This window comes from Desulforhopalus vacuolatus, from assembly GCF_016918505.1.
GTDB classification, from domain to species: Bacteria; Desulfobacterota; Desulfobulbia; order Desulfobulbales; family Desulfocapsaceae; genus Desulforhopalus; species Desulforhopalus vacuolatus.
The window spans coordinates 77,247-95,272 of the sequence record NZ_JAFFPZ010000009.1 but is presented as its reverse complement, the minus strand read 5'-3'; the positions used below and the strand labels follow the sequence as shown (position 1 = coordinate 95,272).

The window sequence follows — 18,026 nt, the reverse complement described above, 5'->3', positions numbered from 1 at the left end:
AAGTAATTTCAATATCCCTTTCAAATACCAATTGCAGTGAGACATAACAGATGAGCTTTGTAAAAAAATATTTCCAGGAAGAGTCTGATGCACCGGCGCCTCTCATCGCGACATCCAGGACACGGGTGAGATTCGAAGAAGTTGATTCCATTGGCATTGTGTGGCATGGCCGATATGCGAGCTATCTCGAAGATGGTCGAATGGCCTTAGGTGATATGTACGGATTAAGCTACCACCTGTTCAAAGAACATAGTGTTGCAGCTCCCATCGTGCAGATGCATCTCGACTACAAAAAAACTCTGCGCTTTGATGAACAAATCACCATCGAAACCTCTTTGCATTGGGTGGAATCCGCACGGTTGAACATCTCCTATATTATTCGCAATAGTGCAGGTGATATTGCGGCCAGCGCCTATACGGTACAGCTGTTAACCGACTTTGCCGGGGGAACGATTTTTATTACTCCTCTCTGGCTGGAAGAGTTCCGCGCTCAATGGCGTGCAGGCAAGTGGAGTACATTATGAGAAAAGTGGTGATCACAGCAGGCGATTGTCTTACCTGTCTGGGCGACAGCCAACAGACATGGCAAGGCCTCCTTGCCGGTAAAAGTGGCATCTCGTTACAGAATTTCGGCCATCTTGAAGGAGCATGGCCTCTAGGTTTCATCCCAGGTCTTTCAAGCGAGGTCGGCAGTCTTGAAAGACAAGATGAGATGTTAGAGAGATTACTGAAAAACGTACCTCCCCTCCCCCCCCATACCAAATTATTTTGCGCGACCACAAAAGCTGCAACCGATGAGCTTTTACTTCGAACCGGGCGTAACAAGGGCCAGGCATGGCAGATGGCTGACCAACTTGCTGAACAATTTGGTATAGAAGCAGGGAGCACGGTAAGTGCAGCATGTGTGTCGAGTCTCATTGCAATTATCCAGGGTGCAATGAGAATCAGCACCGGTGAATGCAATCACGCCCTGATCGTCGGATTTGATCTTGTGTCGCAATTTGTTTTATCAGGATTTTCGAGTTTAAAGGCCCTGACGCTGACAAGTGCCAAACCATTTGATTGCAACCGGGACGGCCTTGCCCTCAGCGATGGTGCTGGATGGATGCTTCTTGCTGCCGAAGACGTCACAGAACCATCAGAGATACTTGCCACCCCTGGTCCATGGTCTATGAGCTGTGATGCAAACCATATAACAGCGCCCAGTCGAAACGCCACCGGACTCACATCAGCGCTCAGGGATATACTGTCTCAAACAGAAGCCCCCATCGGTGGCATTCATGCCCATGGTACAGCAACAGTTTTCAACGATGCCATGGAACTTCTCGCCTTTCAAAACTGTTTTCCCACTGGAATACCGGTCTGTTCAGTAAAAGGTGCCCTTGGCCACAGTCTTGCCGCTTCAGGGATAATCGAAACAATAATGGCAATCCACAGTCTGCATGAAATGGTGCTTCCTCCCACAATTGGTCTTGAAACTCCGTCAAAAAGTTCTTGTACCCTCTCAGGAAACAGCACACTGCCCCTTTTGCATCCAACAGTTATCACCTGCAACTCCGGATTTGGTGGTATTAATGCCGCGCTTTTGTTAAAAAATATATAACCAGCCACTCCCGGTTTGAGCCCAAAATCGGTCTAAAATTGATAAAAATTTTAATACGCACCTTTCCCGAAAGAGTTCTCTCTACATCACAACCCAGGTGACGGAATATATGGATATAAAAAAGAGCTTTAACTCTCTAATACCATTTACACTTTGTATTAACCAGAAAACGCGACTGCGTAGACATCTTTTTTGGCGATGACGAATGAGTAATAATTCGTGTTTATCCGTGTCTTCCGTGGTTTACCTGGAACATGAGAACAGACCCTGCTCCTTATGGGTCGATAAGCAGAAACAATACATTGTCACAGTACCCATGTAGTTTGCTACCACGGAAAACACGGAAGGACACGGAAGGACACGGAAAACATCAATTACCTCAAAGCAATCACAAGGGCATTCTCTTATGGTTTTTTCAGTAATAATTCGTGTTTATTCGTGTCCATTCGTGGTTCCTTTTGTCGTTTGTAACCATGAATGGATAAACAGGAGAAAGCAAAAAACGAAACAGCAAAAAGATTTTTACCAAAGGAAAGCTCTAAACATGGGAATAAAGGCAAAAAATTTATTTCCTCACTCTATTAAAAAAGAAGGAGTAGCAAAAATGAAAACACTTATGGTAGTTATTTTGCTCAACATGTTAATGTTCACCTCAGCGATGGCCCGCGACAGTATAGAGAGCTATTCCGTTAAAGACGCCCTGGCAACCGATACCGCCAAAGAAAAACTTGGCACAGATGTGAGTTTTTACTTTGGCAACAGCAAACACGGCGAAGTTCTAAAAACCTTTGGTACCTTTAGTACCAATAAGAAGACCAATGCCTTTAATAAATCTGATAAAGAAGCATGTCAGTGGGTTTTTCTTTCAGCAATGATTGCATTGAAAGATCGAGCTGTTAGAGAAGGTGGCAATGCGGTGATTAACATTAAATCGATCTATAGAAATAATACAACATCGAGCAATAATTCATTTCAGTGTGGCGCAGGTACTATTATAGCGGGTGTTGCTTTGGAAGGAACTGTGGTGGAAATCATTACTAAAGACTAAGAAAAGGTAACCAGGAAGATGGGTGATTATTAAGGTACCCATAAATTAATTCCAGTATTCAACAGAGGTTAACAGCTGAACGATGCAAGATTTTTTCAAGAAAGAATCCTCCGGTGGAATAATTCTGATACTGGCGGCCATAATTGCAATTGTGGCAGCTAATTCTCCACTTGAGTCCTTCTATAAATTGCTTTTATCCACTTCCGTAGAAGTACGGGTCGGGACTTTTGAAATTGCGAAGCCTTTACTGCTATGGATTAACGATGGACTGATGGCAATATTTTTCCTTTTTATCGGTCTTGAACTCAAACGGGAAATCATAGAAGGAAACTTATCTGAGAGAAAGAATATTATTCTTCCTGGGATTGGTGCCGTTGGAGGGATGTGTGTTCCGGCTGCAATCTATGTTTTTTTTAACGCTGATGATCCGGTTGGACTTCAGGGATGGGCAATTCCAGCTGCTACGGATATTGCGTTTGCATTGGGGATATTGGCTTTACTTGGCAGTCGCGTTCCTGTTTCTCTCAAAATATTTTTAACTTCACTCGCAATATTTGATGATATTGGTGCAATTAGCATTATTGCGTTGTTCTACACTACTGGTATTTCTGCAAGTGCAATACTCGTTGTCACCGTATGCATTTTTGTACTTTACATCTTCAATACGTCTGGATTTTTATCAAAAAGTCTCTATATTTTTGTTGGCGTAATTATGTGGATTGCGACCCTCAAATCTGGTATTCACGCAACATTAGCTGGTATTGTTTTGGCAATGTTTATACCGTTGAACGATAAAAAAACCAATATTTCACCGCTAAAGGAATTGGAGCAGGATTTACATCATCTGGTCGTCTTTTTTGTCTTACCCATATTTGCATTCGCAAATGCAGGAATAGCGCTGGGTGGGATTACCCTTGATCAGGTTGTACACGGTGTACCTGCAGGTATCGCTGCCGGGCTGTTTTTTGGCAAACCAATTGGTATCTTTGGGCTGTGCTGGCTGGCCATTAAACTCAAGTTTGCAAAACTGCCAGCCGGGACAAATTTTCTTGGCCTGTATGGGGTCGCAACGCTTTGTGGCGTTGGCTTTACAATGAGTTTTTTCATTGGTTCGTTAGCATTTGAAGAAACTGGTATAAACCTGCTCTTTGATGAACGTCTCGGCATTATTGCGGGTTCAATTGCATCGGGGATAGTTGGCTTTTTTCTCATCAGATCCAGCCTGAAGTCTCATAAAGGTGACACCTCAGTCAGGTAGACGCTTCGCAGAAAGTCTTCAGGATACTTTGCTATCGAAGTCTGACGCTTACCTTTGAGGATAAATTCTTTGACTGTAACAAAGAAGAGGGGGAGTATTCGATGTTCCCACAAACTGATCGCTTGACAGCGGAGCAACTGACGGGGACAAATGTCAGAAAAACAGAGATTGACATAAGCAATATTGTTAAATTGTATAAATAATATTTAAATATTAGCTTTTTTACGGAAATAACAGTACGTTTTCAAGAAGCTGTGGATGTATGTAATTTCAGCAGGTTATGCATACATAAAAAACAGATCTTTCAGGCAAACCCTATAAAATAAGCAACATTCTGTATTTACCCACTTTTTAAAAATTTGACCGAAGAAAATCGTACTTTAAGTACGCGAAAAAGAAATTTTTCATGAGCATATAACACACTAATATTGTTATTATTTTTTTTGCTTTCTACGGATTTTTGAGAAGTTGCAAAGAGCAGATAGCTTTACCGAAAAAATCAGGATGTTAAACCGGATATTAAACCATTTACGAGAATTGCTGACGAAAATACTTCTATGACGAAAAAGCCACAGGACAATAAAGTTTTCCTGAGCAGGCCAGAAATCTGTTTTCTCCCCACAGAGACTTCTCTGCACACGGTTCATCTCGATACGCCTGTAGAATCTTTGCTCTTTGAAAAGAAACAGCATCACTGGCAGAAGATGGTCAATCTTATCGCCCGCCTTACTGAAGTATCCTCCTGTTTTATCATGAAATTCCGTAATAATGATATGATTATTATGGCCAGCAGCACAACAGACGATAACCCCTATACTGAGGGAGAGATATTTCCCTTCGGTGAAGGACGCTGCAGTGAGGTTGTCATCGCCCCAAACACCTCTCTTCTGGTAACAAATGCCTCCAGCCATCCCGAGTGGAAAAATTCACCCTCTTTTACCGGCAGGATGAACTCCTGCTACATCCTGCCGCTTAACCTGGAAAACGGGGATGTATTTGGTAATTTTTGTATCATCGATGACAAAAACGATACCTTTGACGACAAGTTTATCCTTCTCATCAAGGATTTTCGCGACATTCTCGCAGAGGATTTGAAGTGTATCCAGTCCTCTGCCCACATAAATGCGGAGCAAACCAGATACACCACTGAGAAAATTGCCTATCAAGAGACCCATGACCTGCTCACCGACCTGCTCAACCCTTATGCCTTCAAGCGCACCGCCAGTGAGATCCTGCTCCGCCAGCTCAACCGTGTCGACGACAAAGCAGCCATCGGCATTCTCAATATCAATTTTTTCACAAAGATCAACCAGCAATACGGCTATGCCGCTGCAGACCAGGTACTGCAGTATATCGCCTATCTCCTGGAACAACTGCGAGTCGCCCACAAAATTAAAGTGGGCGGACGCTATGGCGGTGGTGACAAGTTCAGCTTTCTCATCACCGGTATTCACTCTGAAGAAGAAGCACGTGCAGCAATCCAGCCGATTTATACAGCGTTGGACATCAAGCTGCATATTAACGACACAAATATAGATCTCACCGTAACCTGCACCACCGGTATCTGCTTTTTCCCCAAATACGGTGTCGATATTGGTGAGTTGATCATGAAAGCCGACCTTATTCAGGGCCGGGCAAAAAAGAAAGGCGACATCTATTTTTATGACCAAATTGCAGACGATTATATCCAGCGCGAACTGCTCATTCAACGCTCACTTGAGCAGGCCATCCATGATGGCGAGATCAATGTTTTCTATCAGCCACAGATCGATCAGCAGGGTCGTCTGATCAGCGTAGAAGCCCTTGTACGCTGGTCCAACTCATCCCTCGGGCAGGTAAGCCCGGAGGAATTTATCCCCATCGCAGAAAGCACGGATCTCATCCATGAGCTCGGATTCTTTATTTTCGAAACCGCCTGCCGGGACATTCAGCCCGTGGAATTTGACGGACGCCCGTTGCGGGTCTCCATCAACGTTTCCCCGAAACAGCTGTTGCAAGCAGATTTCTGCACCTTTGTAACAGCGATAATCAAAAATACCAAAATTTCCCCGAAGCGCATCATCCTTGAGATCACGGAGAATATTCTGCTCAACGATATTGACGAGGTAATGCCCATCTTCAAATCTCTGATCAAGGCAGGTTTCAGCCTCTCCATCGACGACTTTGGCACCGGCTACTCCTCGCTGAAATACCTCAGTAAAATGCCGATAACTGAAGTAAAGATAGACAAGATTTTCATCAACGACATCCTCACCAATCCACAGAATCAACAGCTGGTGAAGTCGGTGATTGCCATCAATAATTGGGGGCGTATTCATGTGGTGGCGGAGGGGGTGGAGACGGAAGAGCAGGCAAAATGGCTGCTCAACAACAACTGCGATATCCAACAGGGATGGCTCTACGATAAAGCCCTTCCCATAGATAAACTGTTGGCAAAATACACACAGAACGAAGGTAGAGCGGACCAGGGACATCTTTTCAACGGTCCAGAGCTGGTCGCACTTGCCACTGGGGAGAAGGGACAAGAGTACCTTGAATAATCGCCCATCTTCTGCAACACTCCCCTCTGACGGGGGGTACCTGCTGTTATACCAATCACTTTTTTTACTGACCAGAGAAGGCGACTGCGTGGACATCTTTTTTGGCGATTACGAATGGATAAACAGGCTGTAAAATTAAATAAAGGGAACCTAAAATCTTTAAAATTGTCTTTTGCTCTTTTCGCATTATTCGAGCCTTTATTCGTTGGCAAAAAAATCTTTTCGCCGTTCCGCTTTTCACAAGGGCCTCTTTACCACAACGAACGTCATCAGATTTTGTTGCCCTGCTTTTTCCTGCCTCCCATCCCCCTGCCTTTGAATCCGCCAATACAAAATGTAAATGGTATTACCCTTCTGTCGACAGTGCCCTCCCGGCCTCCCGCCAGCCCACTTCAATGAGCTCACCAGCACGATGGAATTCAAGGAAGGAACACTGGTGTTTCGAAATGTTTATCGTGACATCAGGCGGATAAGCCGCCATTTTTTGTCGAGAAAGGCAATTCTGCATGGTCTCAAAGGCGTGAATTGCCACCTGAAAGCCCTCAATTTTGAAGTTATCCCTTTCCGGGAAACTCGGAAGACTCAACTGCCACTTTCCGAGATACTTCTCCAGACCGTGAAGTTTTTCCCTCACTGTCGACAGTTCCTCCCTTTTCACCACAAGCGGCGGATTATTGCCAGAGAGGTTCACAGCCACGATACGACACCCCTGTTCTTTGAAGGCAGGTGCAATGGGAAGCGGATTAATTACCCCGCCATCCACCAGCAGTCGTCCCTCCAGTTCAACCGGTGTAAAGAAAAGGGGAATGGAAATGGAGGCACGGATGGCATCAAACAAACCACCATTCTCCAGCCATACCTCCCTCTGCATGGTGATATCGGTAGCAACAGCGGTGAAGGCAATGGGCAGATCCTCAATGTTGATATCCCCCACCATCCTGCGCAGCATGGAGATAATACGGCGTCCCTTAAAAATACCAGAGGATTGCCACGAGAAATCAAGCATTCTTGCGATGTCGACCTTATCCACTCCGCGCACCCACCGTTCATACTCATCGAGCTTGCCAGCAGCATATATTCCACCAACCAAAGCGCCCATGGAACAGCCGGAGACTGCCCGAATACGGAAGCCATGCTCCTCAAGCCAGTGGATAACGCCAATATGCGCCAGCCCTCTCGCTCCTCCACTGCCAAGTACCAGTGAAATATCCCTGTCGTTATCAGCTGTGGGAATCACCTGATCCATCTCCTGTTCATTTTCAGAGAACATCGTATAAATACCATTCCTATTAAGTTATACCCCGTTTTGTCTCCTGTTTATCCATTCATGGTTACAAACGACAAAAGGAACCACGAATGGACACGGATAAACACGAATTATTACTGAAAAAACCATAAGAGAATGCCTTTGTGGTTGCTTTGAGGTAATTGATGTTTTCCGTGTCCTTCCGTGTTTTCCGTGGGAGCAAACTGCATAAGAACTATGGCAATGTATTGTTTCTGCGTATCGGCCCATAAGGAGCGGTGTCTGTTCTCATGCTCCTGGTGCACTGTACGGCTTAACTTCGGATACAAACATTTTCGTTTAATGCGTTGTTCCTGTTCGTGAAAATTCGTGTCCATTCGTGGTTACAAACTGCAAAAGGAACCACCAATGGACTCGGATAATACTCTGTACTGAAAAAAAGAGGCTGCCCCAATCGGGACAGCCTCTTTTTTGTTTTCCCCCAGGGGGGAACATTTTGCAACAGGATTTTACCCGGCAGGGGTCTCCTTCGTCGTATCTTGTGGCACACTCTCCTCCACACCGGTCTGCACACGGCGTTTCTTCAACACAGGCAGGAGCAGGGAGACAAGGATAAACCCGGCACCAATCCCGCAGCCGAGAATGTAACCGGGGATATCAGGAAAGAGCGCCGGAAAAGCCTTATTACCAGTCACCGCAAGGGTACTTTTCCCGCCGCCGATAGTGGTAAAAAGAAAGCTGCCTTTGATCCAGCCGTAAATGAGAGTGTAGAGGAAGGCACCAAGCAACCCCCCGATAAGAAAGACCCAGGCATCCCGACGCCCCGCCCCAAGCCCGACAAGGCCCGTTCCCGGGCAGAATCCCGCCATTCCCCAGCCCGCGCCGAGCAGTACCCCGCCGACAATCACACCTGTGTAGGCCGATTTAACACTGAGGTGCGAAGCCACATTCAACACCTCGAAATGAAGCAGCACAAAGAGACCGATCATGGCAAAACCGATGCCGAAAAGGATGGCCTTCATCAGGTGCAGATCACGAAAGCGCAGCATGTCAATGATCTTTACAGGGTTGGCCGCTCCCACTTTCTGCAGAGTAAAGCCAAAAAAGAGTCCAAGAAGTATCGCCAGTGCAATCTGCATGATTATTCCTCCCTTCCATAAAGATAAAGCGCCATTGGAATGGCGGCGGCGAAAGCTGCAGCGGCAAAGAGAAAACCACTGAGAGAGGTCTGCATCATGCCACTCATCATGTGCCCGCTGGTACAGCCCCCGGCCAGCCGGGCACCGAGAAGAGCAAGGAACCCGCCGACAAAAACGCGCTGCAGCCGTTTTAGACGCATGGAGTTCAGCTCCGAGCTCACCATTGAGGGAGTGTAAAGTTCAGGTTGTCCAGAGCGTTGGGTGATACGGGCGACAAAACCACCCAGGATCATCGCCAGAACAAAGACCAGCCCGTAGGTCAGTGGTTTGGCAATGGCTGCGGCATATTTTCCGCCGTTTTCATTGAAGTAGGCGTTTGAACTGCCATAACCGCTCTTATTCTCTCCATTTTCAGTCACCAGATCCGGCTGGACCTGCTCCCAGAGAATTCCATCAACAATGGGATACTGGGTTGAGACACCAATTGGTTTTACCAGTACCACGGCAAGCAGGAAGCTCATCCCGAGCATAAACCCGGAAAGCAGCCAGCTCCACTGTTTCTGCAGCAAAATAGATTTCATATTATGCTCCTGTAAGGTTGAGATTTATCATCAAGAAAAAACGGTCCCATAAACATACCGCAGGGAATTTTATAATTCATTGATTTTTCATTTTTTCTTTGCTTCAAGATACCCTGATGGCGGTGAAACATGCGCCGTTGAGAAGCGGAGCTTTGAAATTTTCCATCCATACCTGCCACTCTCGCCGGAGAATATTTCACCCCCGTAAAAAAGTGTGTAAGAACTTCCTGGTTGTCGCCTGTTCCGTTTCACGATACGGTAGAGTTTTATTTTTCTGATAAAAACAACTCTGTGGATACTATGAATATTACAAAATTCGCCGTTCCTGAAATCATCTTCGGCCGGGGCAGTTTCCGCCACGTAGCGCCATGTGCTCAGCGTCTCGGAGCACGCCGGATATTGCTGGTCAGTGAGGAGGGCATCGAACAGGCGGGCTGGGTGGAGCAACTCCGGCAAATGCTCTCAGCAGAAGGCATTGAACAGGCATATTACTCCAATGTTTCCTCCAACCCCCGCGACTTTCAGGTTCAGGAGGGAGCCCGTTTCTATCGCGAGCAGAAGGCAGACGTCATCCTTGCCATCGGCGGAGGATCTACCCTGGATACTGCCAAGGGTATTGCCATCATCGCCTCCAACGGTGGGAAAATCAGCGACTACGAGGGGGCCAACCAGGTGCATAATCCCCTGCCGCCCATGCTGTTTATCACCACGACTGCCGGCTCAGGGTCCGATATTTCTCAATTCTGTATTGTCACCAGTGTTGAGAGGCAGGTAAAGATGGCGATTATCTCCCGTACACTGATTCCCAACATCTCCATCATTGACCCCCTGCTGCTCACCACAATAAGCCGTACACAAATCATTTATTCAGCAGTGGATGCCATATCCCACGCCGTAGAAGCCTACCTCTCCATCATCTCCTCGCCTCTTACTGAACTGCACTCTCTACGGGCCGTAGACAAAATTCTTGCCGTCCTGCCACAGGCCGCTGAGAATAAATCCCTTGATGCAATGGAAGTGCTGAGCTCAGCCTCACTCTCCGCCGGGATCGCCTTCTCCAATGCCAGCCTTGGTTCGGAGCACGCTCTTGCCCACTCCCTCGGGGGCCATTTCGACATGCCCCATGGAGTAGTGCATCCCATTCTGCTGCCAGCCTTCATGCGTTACAACCTGGATTTTGCAGAGAAAAAACTGGCCCGTCTCGGCGAGGTAATCCTTAACCACCGCCAGGGTAATGATCGGGAAACAGCACTTGCCGGCATTGCCCGACTGGAAGAGTTTTTCGGAACCCTCGGAGTCAGCACTCGACTGCGCGATGAAATTCCCCTGGAAAAACGCGAGCTGCTCAATGAAGTGTGCCAGATGGCGGTTAACGACGCCTGCACCCTCACTAATCCGCGTCCCACTTCCGCCCACGAACTGCTGACCCTCTGCGGGGAGGTATGGTAATGCGTAAAATTGCCTCCCTTGAAGATCTCATCGGCCTCGACCACGGCAAGATCGGTCACTACGAGGCCCTGCAGATGAATATGCACCATCTTGAAATCATCAACGACCAGCTGCAGCAGAGCCGCGCCGAGATCCAGACCATTCTTGATGGCCTCACTGACATCATGCTGGTGCTCAACGACCGGCTGGAAATCATCCGGGCCAATCGGGTCTTCTTCACCCGCTTCCCGGAGATAGAGGGGCAGCGCGAAGGCTGGCACTGCTATCAGATCTTCGGCAATGCCGATGACCCCTGTGAAGACTGCCCTGCAGTCAAAGCTCTCCACACCGACAGCACGGTACACAGCAGCCGGATTCACGAGATCGATGGGACCTTCCGTCACTTTGACATTATCGCAACTCCGCTGGTACTTGGCGGCACCCGCAGGGTGCAGATATTTTACCGCGATGTCACCCGTGACAAACAGCTCCAGGCAAAATATACCGAGGCAGAAAAGATGGCCACCGTCGGCGTGCTGGCTGCGGGGGTCGCCCACGAGATCAACAACCCCCTCGCCGCCATCCAGGGCTTTGCCCAGGGACTCAAGCGGCGCATGGGCAAAATCGAAGGGGAAGAAGATGTCCTGGCCGACTTTCGTGAATATACCGACACCATCCTCAGTGAATGTTCCCGCTGCCGCAATATTGTTCGCAATCTGCTCAGCTTCAGCCGCCCGGTGGCGGCACGGCGCAGCTCAACGGATATCAACCGCTGCATAAGGGATACCCTCTTCATTCTCAAAAATCATATTGAGGAACAATGCTCTCTCCGGCTGGAACTGGATCTCGACGGGAAGCTGCCGAACATCCACGGCGATGAATCACAACTCAAGCAGGTAATCATCAATCTTTGTACCAATGCAATAGATGCCATGTCCGGGATAAAAGGACGTGTTATTATAAGCAGCGCCCGAACCGAAAAAAACGGAACAGCAGGTGTAGAGTTCACCATCCACGACGAGGGTTGCGGCATTTCACCACAACACCGCGAAAAACTTTTTGAACCCTTTTTTACCACGAAGACCGTCGGCCAGGGAGTGGGTATCGGCCTCTCCACCTGCTACACTATCGTTGCCAGCCATAATGGCGAAATCAGCGTGCAGAGTACCCCGGGCAAGGGGGCGACATTCACCGTTTATCTCCCCGTGGAGGCACCATGAAACAGGAATCAGCAATCCTTGTTATCGATGACGAACAGTCTATTCGTCGTCTGCTGGAAAAAGAACTTCGCGCTCCCTCGCGCACCATTTATACGGCTGAGAACGCGGCAAAGGCACTGAATATAATCAAAAATCAGTGGCTGGATGTGATCATCATGGATTTAAAGCTGCCGGATGTCTCGGGACTGGAGCTGCTGGTCAAGGTGAGGGAGACAATACCAGATGTTGAGGTAATCATGATTACCGGGCACGGTGATGTTGATACAGCAGTGGAGGCGATTAAAACCGGCGCATGTGACTTCATAGAGAAGCCCTTCAACCTTGAACACCTTGACCTCGTGGTTGAAAAAGCCCGCCAGCGTGCCTCTCTTTCGAAAGAAAACCGCCTGTTGCGCATGAACAACAGAAACACGGGAAAACCGCCGCTCTTTATCGGCAACTCCCAGGCCATGCAGAATATTCGGTTTCTCGTTGAGAAAGTGGCTCCAACCTCAGCCCCGGTATTGATCACCGGGGAATCCGGCAGCGGCAAGGATGTCGTGGCCAGGCTCATTCACAACCTGTCCCCGGCAGGCTCCCAGTCCATGGTGATAAAGAATTGCGCCGCTCTCGACCGGGATCTGGCCCGCAGTGAACTTTTTGGCCATGCCCGCGGGGCGTTTACCGGTGCCAGTGAAGCCTCTGAGGGATTGATGAGTTTCGCCCACAACAACACTCTTTTTCTCGATGAGATCGGCGACCTCTCCCTGGAAATCCAGGCATCCCTGTTGCGGGTCCTTGAGGACGGAGCCTACCGCCGGGTGGGTGAGAAACAGGAACGCAAGGTAAATATCCGCCTTCTTTTCGCCACCAACCGCAATCTGGCAAAGGCGGTGGAAGAAGGACATTTCAATGAGGCCTTCTACCACCGCATCAATGTCTTCAATATTGAGGTCCCGCCTCTCGCCGACCGCAAGGAAGATCTCACGCTGCTGGTGGAATACTTCCTGACCCGCCTCTGTTCCAGAGGAAAGCAATGCACCATTACCAGCGAAGTGATGTCCGACATCTTTCGCTACTCCTGGCCGGGAAACGTGCGAGAGCTGCGCAACGTCCTTGAGCGCTCAATCATCCTCGCTGAGAACAACCTTATCACCGAAAGCTGTCTGCCCCGGGAACTGGTTTCCAGCCCCGGCAGCGGCAATAAACTGAGCCTTGCAGCTGTAGAGCAGGAACATATCCTGAAAATGCTCGACTTCTGTGGAGGGAACCGTCAGCAGACCGCTGACATCCTGGGCATCGGGCGTAAAACCCTGTACCGTAAACTCTCGGGGTATGATGTGTCAAAATGACTCGGGAACTGTTTTGACCGGGTCACTTTGGCACAATATAGAAAAAACAGTGTAATTTCGGTATGTTAAGAAACGTCATATTGTCCATTTTTTCTTCACACCTTTTATATCGCTTTGTTTTCCTGATCTTTACCTTAATTATTTTACCGCAGCGAAATGTATCCATCAGACCTGTTTGGCCCCCTCCCTTCAGAAATTTATCCTGCAAATACCTGTTATTACGTAATATCACTTTCTGGCACGCCGCTTGCTAATAGAAGAGCGTACTGAAGATTCACAAAAGAACCTTCAATGAATTCGAAACGCGCCACTGGCGTACAACATTTACCATAAAGGACAGGGCATTATGACTATTCGCGAAGAGATCTACGGTTTCTACATCCCAAGTGTTACCCTCATTGGTGTTGGAGCAGCAACTAAAATTGCCATCGAACTCAAACAGCGTAACGCCAAAAAACCCTTGCTCGTTACCGACAAAGGGATCGTCGGTGCCGGCATCGCCAAGCAAATTACTGACCTGCTCGACGAAGCAGAAATGGACTACGTAGTATATGATGGCACTGTTCCCAACCCTACCGACAAAAATGTTGGCGAGGGTGTTGAAATGTATAAAAAAGAGGGTTGCGACAGTCTCATCACCCTCGGTGGCGGATCTGCTCATGACTGCGGGAAAGGTGTTGGTCTCGTAATCGCCAACGGCGGCAAAATCCAGGATTTTGAAGGTGTTGATAAATCCACTCAATCCATGCCTCCTTACATTGCTGTCAATACCACTGCCGGGACCGCCTCTGAAATGACCCGTTTTTGTATCATCACCGATACTGCCCGCAAAGTGAAAATGGCTATCGTTGACTGGCGTGTAACTCCCTCCGTTGCCCTTGATGACCCGTTACTGATGGTTGGCATGCCCCCCGCACTCACTGCTGCTACAGGAATGGATGCTCTTACCCATTCCATAGAAGCCTTCGTTTCTACCATCGCCACCCCGCAAACAGACTGTGCTGCGGAAAAATCAATTTCACTCATCGCCAAGTATCTGCGCAAAGCAGTTGCCAATGGTTCCAACCTCCTAGCCCGTGAGCAAATGTGCTACGCTCAGTATCTCGGCGGCATGGCTTTCAACAACGCCAGCCTTGGCCACGTTCATGCCATGGCACATCAGCTCGGTGGTTTCTACGATCTGCCCCATGGTGAATGTAATGCCATCCTGTTGCCCTACGTCAGCGAGTTCAATCTTATCGCCAAATATGAACGCTACTGCAAAGTTGCAGAATTGCTTGGTGAAGACGTTTCCAGCTGCACCCCGCGAGAAGGGGCTATGCTTGCTATCAAAGCCATCCGTCAACTCTCTCAAGATGTTGGAATTCCGGCAGGTATTGAAGCTCTTGGGAAACGTTATGGGAAAACAGTTGATAGAAAAGACATTCCGATCATGGTTGGCAACGCTCAAAAAGACGCCTGTGGTGCCACCAATCCCCGGATGGTAAGAGACGAAGATGTAGCTGCTCTCTATGAAGCTGCCTGGTAAGAAGAAGAATAGAAGTAAACTTCACGGGCAGTCCACTTTCTTCAAAGAAGTGGACTGCCTTTCCTGTATTCAGTCGTCTAATTTTTATACGTTTTTTTTGTGAAGTGGTAAACGTTTCAATGATGCAATAACGCCCCGAAAAAACTTCACTTTACACGTTCCACAGCTCTTTCAGAGCTGTTCTTATAAATCTCTTGACAAGAATTTGTCAAGAGTCGTAAATTAGCTGGTAAACAGGGTGCCAGCGCTGTAAATATTGCGCAAGGCACCTGCCCGTTGTGCAATGGAGAAGAAAAAAACGCCTTTATTGCCTGGCGCATTCATAAAAAGGGCGAACGTTCGGCTCGCCTGAACCAGTCAACATTTTTTGTAGAAGGAGAAACAGATGTTAAACAAAAGAATTACTGTAAATGGAGTCTCTCGGCATATCGTTGCCGATGGTGACACTATGCTTTCGACTGTTCTGCGCGAAGACCTTGGTCTCACCGGAACCAAAATCGGTTGCGGTCAAGGTGTCTGCGGTGCCTGCTCCGTTCTGATTGACGGCAAGGTAACCCGTTCCTGCATCACCAAAATGAGCCGTATAAAAGACGGTTGCGAGGTCACCACCATTGAAGGCATCGGTATTCCAAAGAACATGCACCCCATTCAGGTTGCGTGGATAGTACACGGTGGTGCTCAGTGCGGTTTCTGTTCTCCCGGTTTCATCGTCTCCACCAAAGCACTGCTTGAAGAAAATCCTGATCCGAGTCGTGAGGAAGTTCGTGACTGGTTCCAAAAACATAAAAACGTTTGCCGCTGCACAGGTTACAAGCCGTTGGTTGACGCTGTTATGGATGCTGCCACCGTTATGCGCGGTGAAAAAAGCATTGCAGATCTCGCCTTCAAAATTCCGAAGAGCGGTCGTATCTGGGGTTCCAGAATGCCACGGCCAAGTGCTGTCGCCAAAGTTACAGGGACACTCGATTTTGGTGCTGACCTCGGCGTGAAAATGCCGAAAGACACCCTTTTCTGCAAAGCAGTAATGTCTGAAATCTCCCACGCCAACATCAAAAATATCGATATCGCCGAAGCAGAAAAAATGCCCGGTGTTGTCAAGGTTGTTACTCACAAAGATGTTAAAGGTAAAAACCGCGTTAACGGTCTCGCCATGGCTGGCAACAAAGGTGACGGCTGGGATCGTCCGATCCTCAACGACGAAAAAGTGTTCCAGTGTGGTGACGTTCTCGCCATCGTCTGCGCCGATACCCATTACAACGCTGAGCGTGCTGCTGAAAAGGTAAAAATTGATCTTGAGCAACTGCCTGAATACATGAGCGCACCGGCTGCCATGGCGGATGACGCCATTGAGATTCATCCCGGTACTCCTAATATCTACTTTGAACAGAAGATCGAGAAAGGCCCGGATACCAAAGCTGTTTTCGACAACGCTGATGTGGTTATCGAAGGTGACTATTACACCTCCCGTCAGCCTCACCTTCCCCTCGAACCTGATGTCGGATTCGCCTACATCGATGATGAAGGTGGAGTTGTTATTCACTCTAAATCTATTGGTCTGCAACTCCACGCCGCCATGATTGCTGACGGTCTCGGTGTCGAGCTGGACAAACTGCACATGGTACAAAACCCCGCCGGTGGTACTTTCGGCTACAAATTCAGCCCCACCATGGAAGGCATGGTCGGAGCCTGCGCCATGGCTACCGGACGTCCCTGCTTCCTCGGCTTCAACTACACCGAGCATCAGCACAATACCGGGAAACGCTCCCCCTTCTGGACACATGTTCGCTATGCCGCGCAGAAAGATGGGAAACTGCTCGGCATGGAAACAGACTGGACTGTTGACCATGGTCCCTACTCCGAGTTTGGAGACCTGCTCACCATCCGTGGTGCACAATATATCGGATCCGGTTATGACTGGGCTTCCATCCGTGGTATCGGACGCACCGTCTGTACCAACCACTGCTACGGAGCTGCCTTCCGTGGTTACGGCGCACCGGAATCGGAGTTTCCCTCTGAAGTTTTGATGGATGAACTGGCCGAAAAACTCGACATGGACCCCTTTGATCTGCGTTATAAAAACATCTACCGTAAAGGATGCACGACACCGACGGGACAAGAGCCTGAGGTGTACAGCCTTGAAGAGATGTTTGATAAAATGCGTCCCAAATACGAAGAAGCAAAAAGAGTTGCCGCCGCTGGCAGCACTGATGAAGTAAAACGCGCGGTCGGGATTGCACTGGGCGTTTACGCCGCTGGCCTTGACGGTCCGGACAGCTCTGAAGCCGACGCTGAACTTATGCCCGACGGTACAGTTACCATCTACGACTGCTGGCAGGATCACGGACAGGGCGCTGACTCCGGAACGCTCGGAACTGCTCATGAAAGCCTGTTACCGCTGGGACTCCGTCCAGATCAAATTAATCTGGTTATGAATGATACCCGCCTTGCACCGAACTCTGGACCTTCCGGTGGATCCCGTTCGCAGGTTATGACCGGACAGGCCATTGTCAATGCCTGTGAACAACTGCTGGCAGCAATGAAAAAAGACGACGGCAGTTTCCGCACCTGCGACGAAATGGTCAAAGACGGGAAGAAACTTCGTTATAACGGAAAATGGACTGCACCCTGCACTCCCTGTGATGAAAATGGCAAGGGAAGTCCCTTCTGCTGCTACATGTATGGTCTTTTCCTGTCCAGTGTTGCCGTTGAGGTTGCCACCGGAAAAACCACCGTTGAGAAGATGATCTGCGTTACCGATGTCGGTAAGATCAATAACTTCCTCGTCGTTGACGGTCAGATCTACGGCGGTATGGCTCAGGGTATCGGCCTCGCACTCTATGAGGACTATGAAGACATCAAGAAACACACCAGCATGAAGGGTGCAGGAATTCCTACTGCCAGGCAGATTCCGGACGACATGGAGATTGTCTATGTTGAAACACCCCGTCCCGACGGTCCTCACGGTGCATCCGGTGTCGGCGAACTGCCGCTCACCGCACCTCACTGCGCAATTGTCAACGGTATCTATCAGGCAGTCGGCGCCCGTATCAGGGCAATTCCGGCAACACCTGCGAAGGTATTGGCTGCAATGAAGTAAAGAGGAC

At 48.6% G+C, this 18,026-nt stretch carries 13 protein-coding genes; 10 read left to right on the top strand and 3 right to left on the bottom strand.

The genetic code is table 11. The features are described from left to right. The first annotated feature begins 50 nt into the window (after positions 1-50). The 5 genes from JWG39_RS07890 to JWG39_RS07870 all read left to right on the top strand — a co-directional run bounded on the left by JWG39_RS07890 (position 51) and on the right by JWG39_RS07870 (position 6,449). Positions 51-524 carry an acyl-CoA thioesterase gene (locus JWG39_RS07890; RefSeq protein ID WP_205218842.1) on the top strand — a complete coding sequence of 158 codons (474 nt, stop codon included), beginning with the start codon at positions 51-53 and terminating at the stop codon, positions 522-524. Further along, positions 521-1,603, top strand: coding sequence for a beta-ketoacyl synthase N-terminal-like domain-containing protein (locus tag JWG39_RS07885; RefSeq protein WP_205218841.1), 1,083 nt, complete (start codon positions 521-523; stop codon positions 1,601-1,603). The genes JWG39_RS07890 and JWG39_RS07885 overlap by 4 nt, the downstream gene beginning before the upstream one ends. Positions 1,604-2,207: 604 nt before the next feature. After that, the gene (locus JWG39_RS07880) at positions 2,208-2,651 is read left to right on the top strand and encodes an excinuclease ABC subunit A (protein ID WP_205218873.1); all 444 of its coding nucleotides are present in this window, start codon (positions 2,208-2,210) and stop codon (positions 2,649-2,651) included. Between the two features lie 82 nt (positions 2,652-2,733). Then, positions 2,734-3,909 carry a Na+/H+ antiporter NhaA gene (gene nhaA, locus JWG39_RS07875; RefSeq protein WP_205218840.1) on the top strand — a complete coding sequence of 392 codons (1,176 nt, stop codon included), beginning with the start codon at positions 2,734-2,736 and terminating at the stop codon, positions 3,907-3,909. 557 nt (positions 3,910-4,466) lie between these two features. Next, positions 4,467-6,449: a putative bifunctional diguanylate cyclase/phosphodiesterase gene (locus JWG39_RS07870; protein WP_205218839.1), complete on the top strand. Its 1,983-nt coding sequence runs from the start codon at positions 4,467-4,469 to the stop codon at positions 6,447-6,449. Between the two features lie 346 nt (positions 6,450-6,795). On the opposite strand, the gene JWG39_RS07865 is transcribed toward JWG39_RS07870, so the two are convergent. The 3 genes from JWG39_RS07865 to JWG39_RS07855 all read right to left on the bottom strand — a co-directional run bounded on the left by JWG39_RS07865 (position 6,796) and on the right by JWG39_RS07855 (position 9,415). Then, entirely contained in the window at positions 6,796-7,719 is a 924-nt protein-coding gene (locus JWG39_RS07865) for a patatin-like phospholipase family protein (protein WP_240192044.1), read from the bottom strand. Positions 7,720-8,204: 485 nt separating this feature from the next. Then, positions 8,205-8,834, bottom strand: coding sequence for a DUF6691 family protein (locus tag JWG39_RS07860; protein WP_205218838.1), 630 nt, complete (start codon positions 8,832-8,834; stop codon positions 8,205-8,207). A 2-nt stretch (positions 8,835-8,836) separates the two neighbouring features. Beyond that, entirely contained in the window at positions 8,837-9,415 is a 579-nt protein-coding gene (locus JWG39_RS07855) for a YeeE/YedE thiosulfate transporter family protein (RefSeq protein ID WP_205218837.1), read from the bottom strand. A gap of 300 nt (positions 9,416-9,715) precedes the next feature. Between JWG39_RS07855 and JWG39_RS07850 the strand changes: the two genes are divergently transcribed. The 5 genes from JWG39_RS07850 to JWG39_RS07830 all read left to right on the top strand — a co-directional run bounded on the left by JWG39_RS07850 (position 9,716) and on the right by JWG39_RS07830 (position 18,019). Then, a complete protein-coding gene (locus tag JWG39_RS07850; protein ID WP_205218836.1) occupies positions 9,716-10,864 on the top strand; it encodes an iron-containing alcohol dehydrogenase in 1,149 nt (382 codons plus the stop codon). Then, positions 10,864-12,063, top strand: coding sequence for a two-component system sensor histidine kinase NtrB (locus JWG39_RS07845; protein WP_205218835.1), 1,200 nt, complete (start codon positions 10,864-10,866; stop codon positions 12,061-12,063). The genes JWG39_RS07850 and JWG39_RS07845 overlap by 1 nt, the downstream gene beginning before the upstream one ends. Continuing rightward, the gene (locus JWG39_RS07840; protein ID WP_205218834.1) at positions 12,060-13,394 is read left to right on the top strand and encodes a sigma-54-dependent transcriptional regulator; all 1,335 of its coding nucleotides are present in this window, start codon (positions 12,060-12,062) and stop codon (positions 13,392-13,394) included. The genes JWG39_RS07845 and JWG39_RS07840 overlap by 4 nt, the downstream gene beginning before the upstream one ends. A gap of 346 nt (positions 13,395-13,740) precedes the next feature. Continuing rightward, positions 13,741-14,922 (top strand): iron-containing alcohol dehydrogenase, encoded by a 1,182-nt coding sequence (locus JWG39_RS07835; protein ID WP_205218833.1) that lies wholly within the window; start codon positions 13,741-13,743, stop codon positions 14,920-14,922. Between the two features lie 385 nt (positions 14,923-15,307). After that, entirely contained in the window at positions 15,308-18,019 is a 2,712-nt protein-coding gene (locus JWG39_RS07830) for a molybdopterin-dependent aldehyde oxidoreductase (protein WP_205218832.1), read from the top strand. Positions 18,020-18,026: the final 7 nt, after the last annotated feature.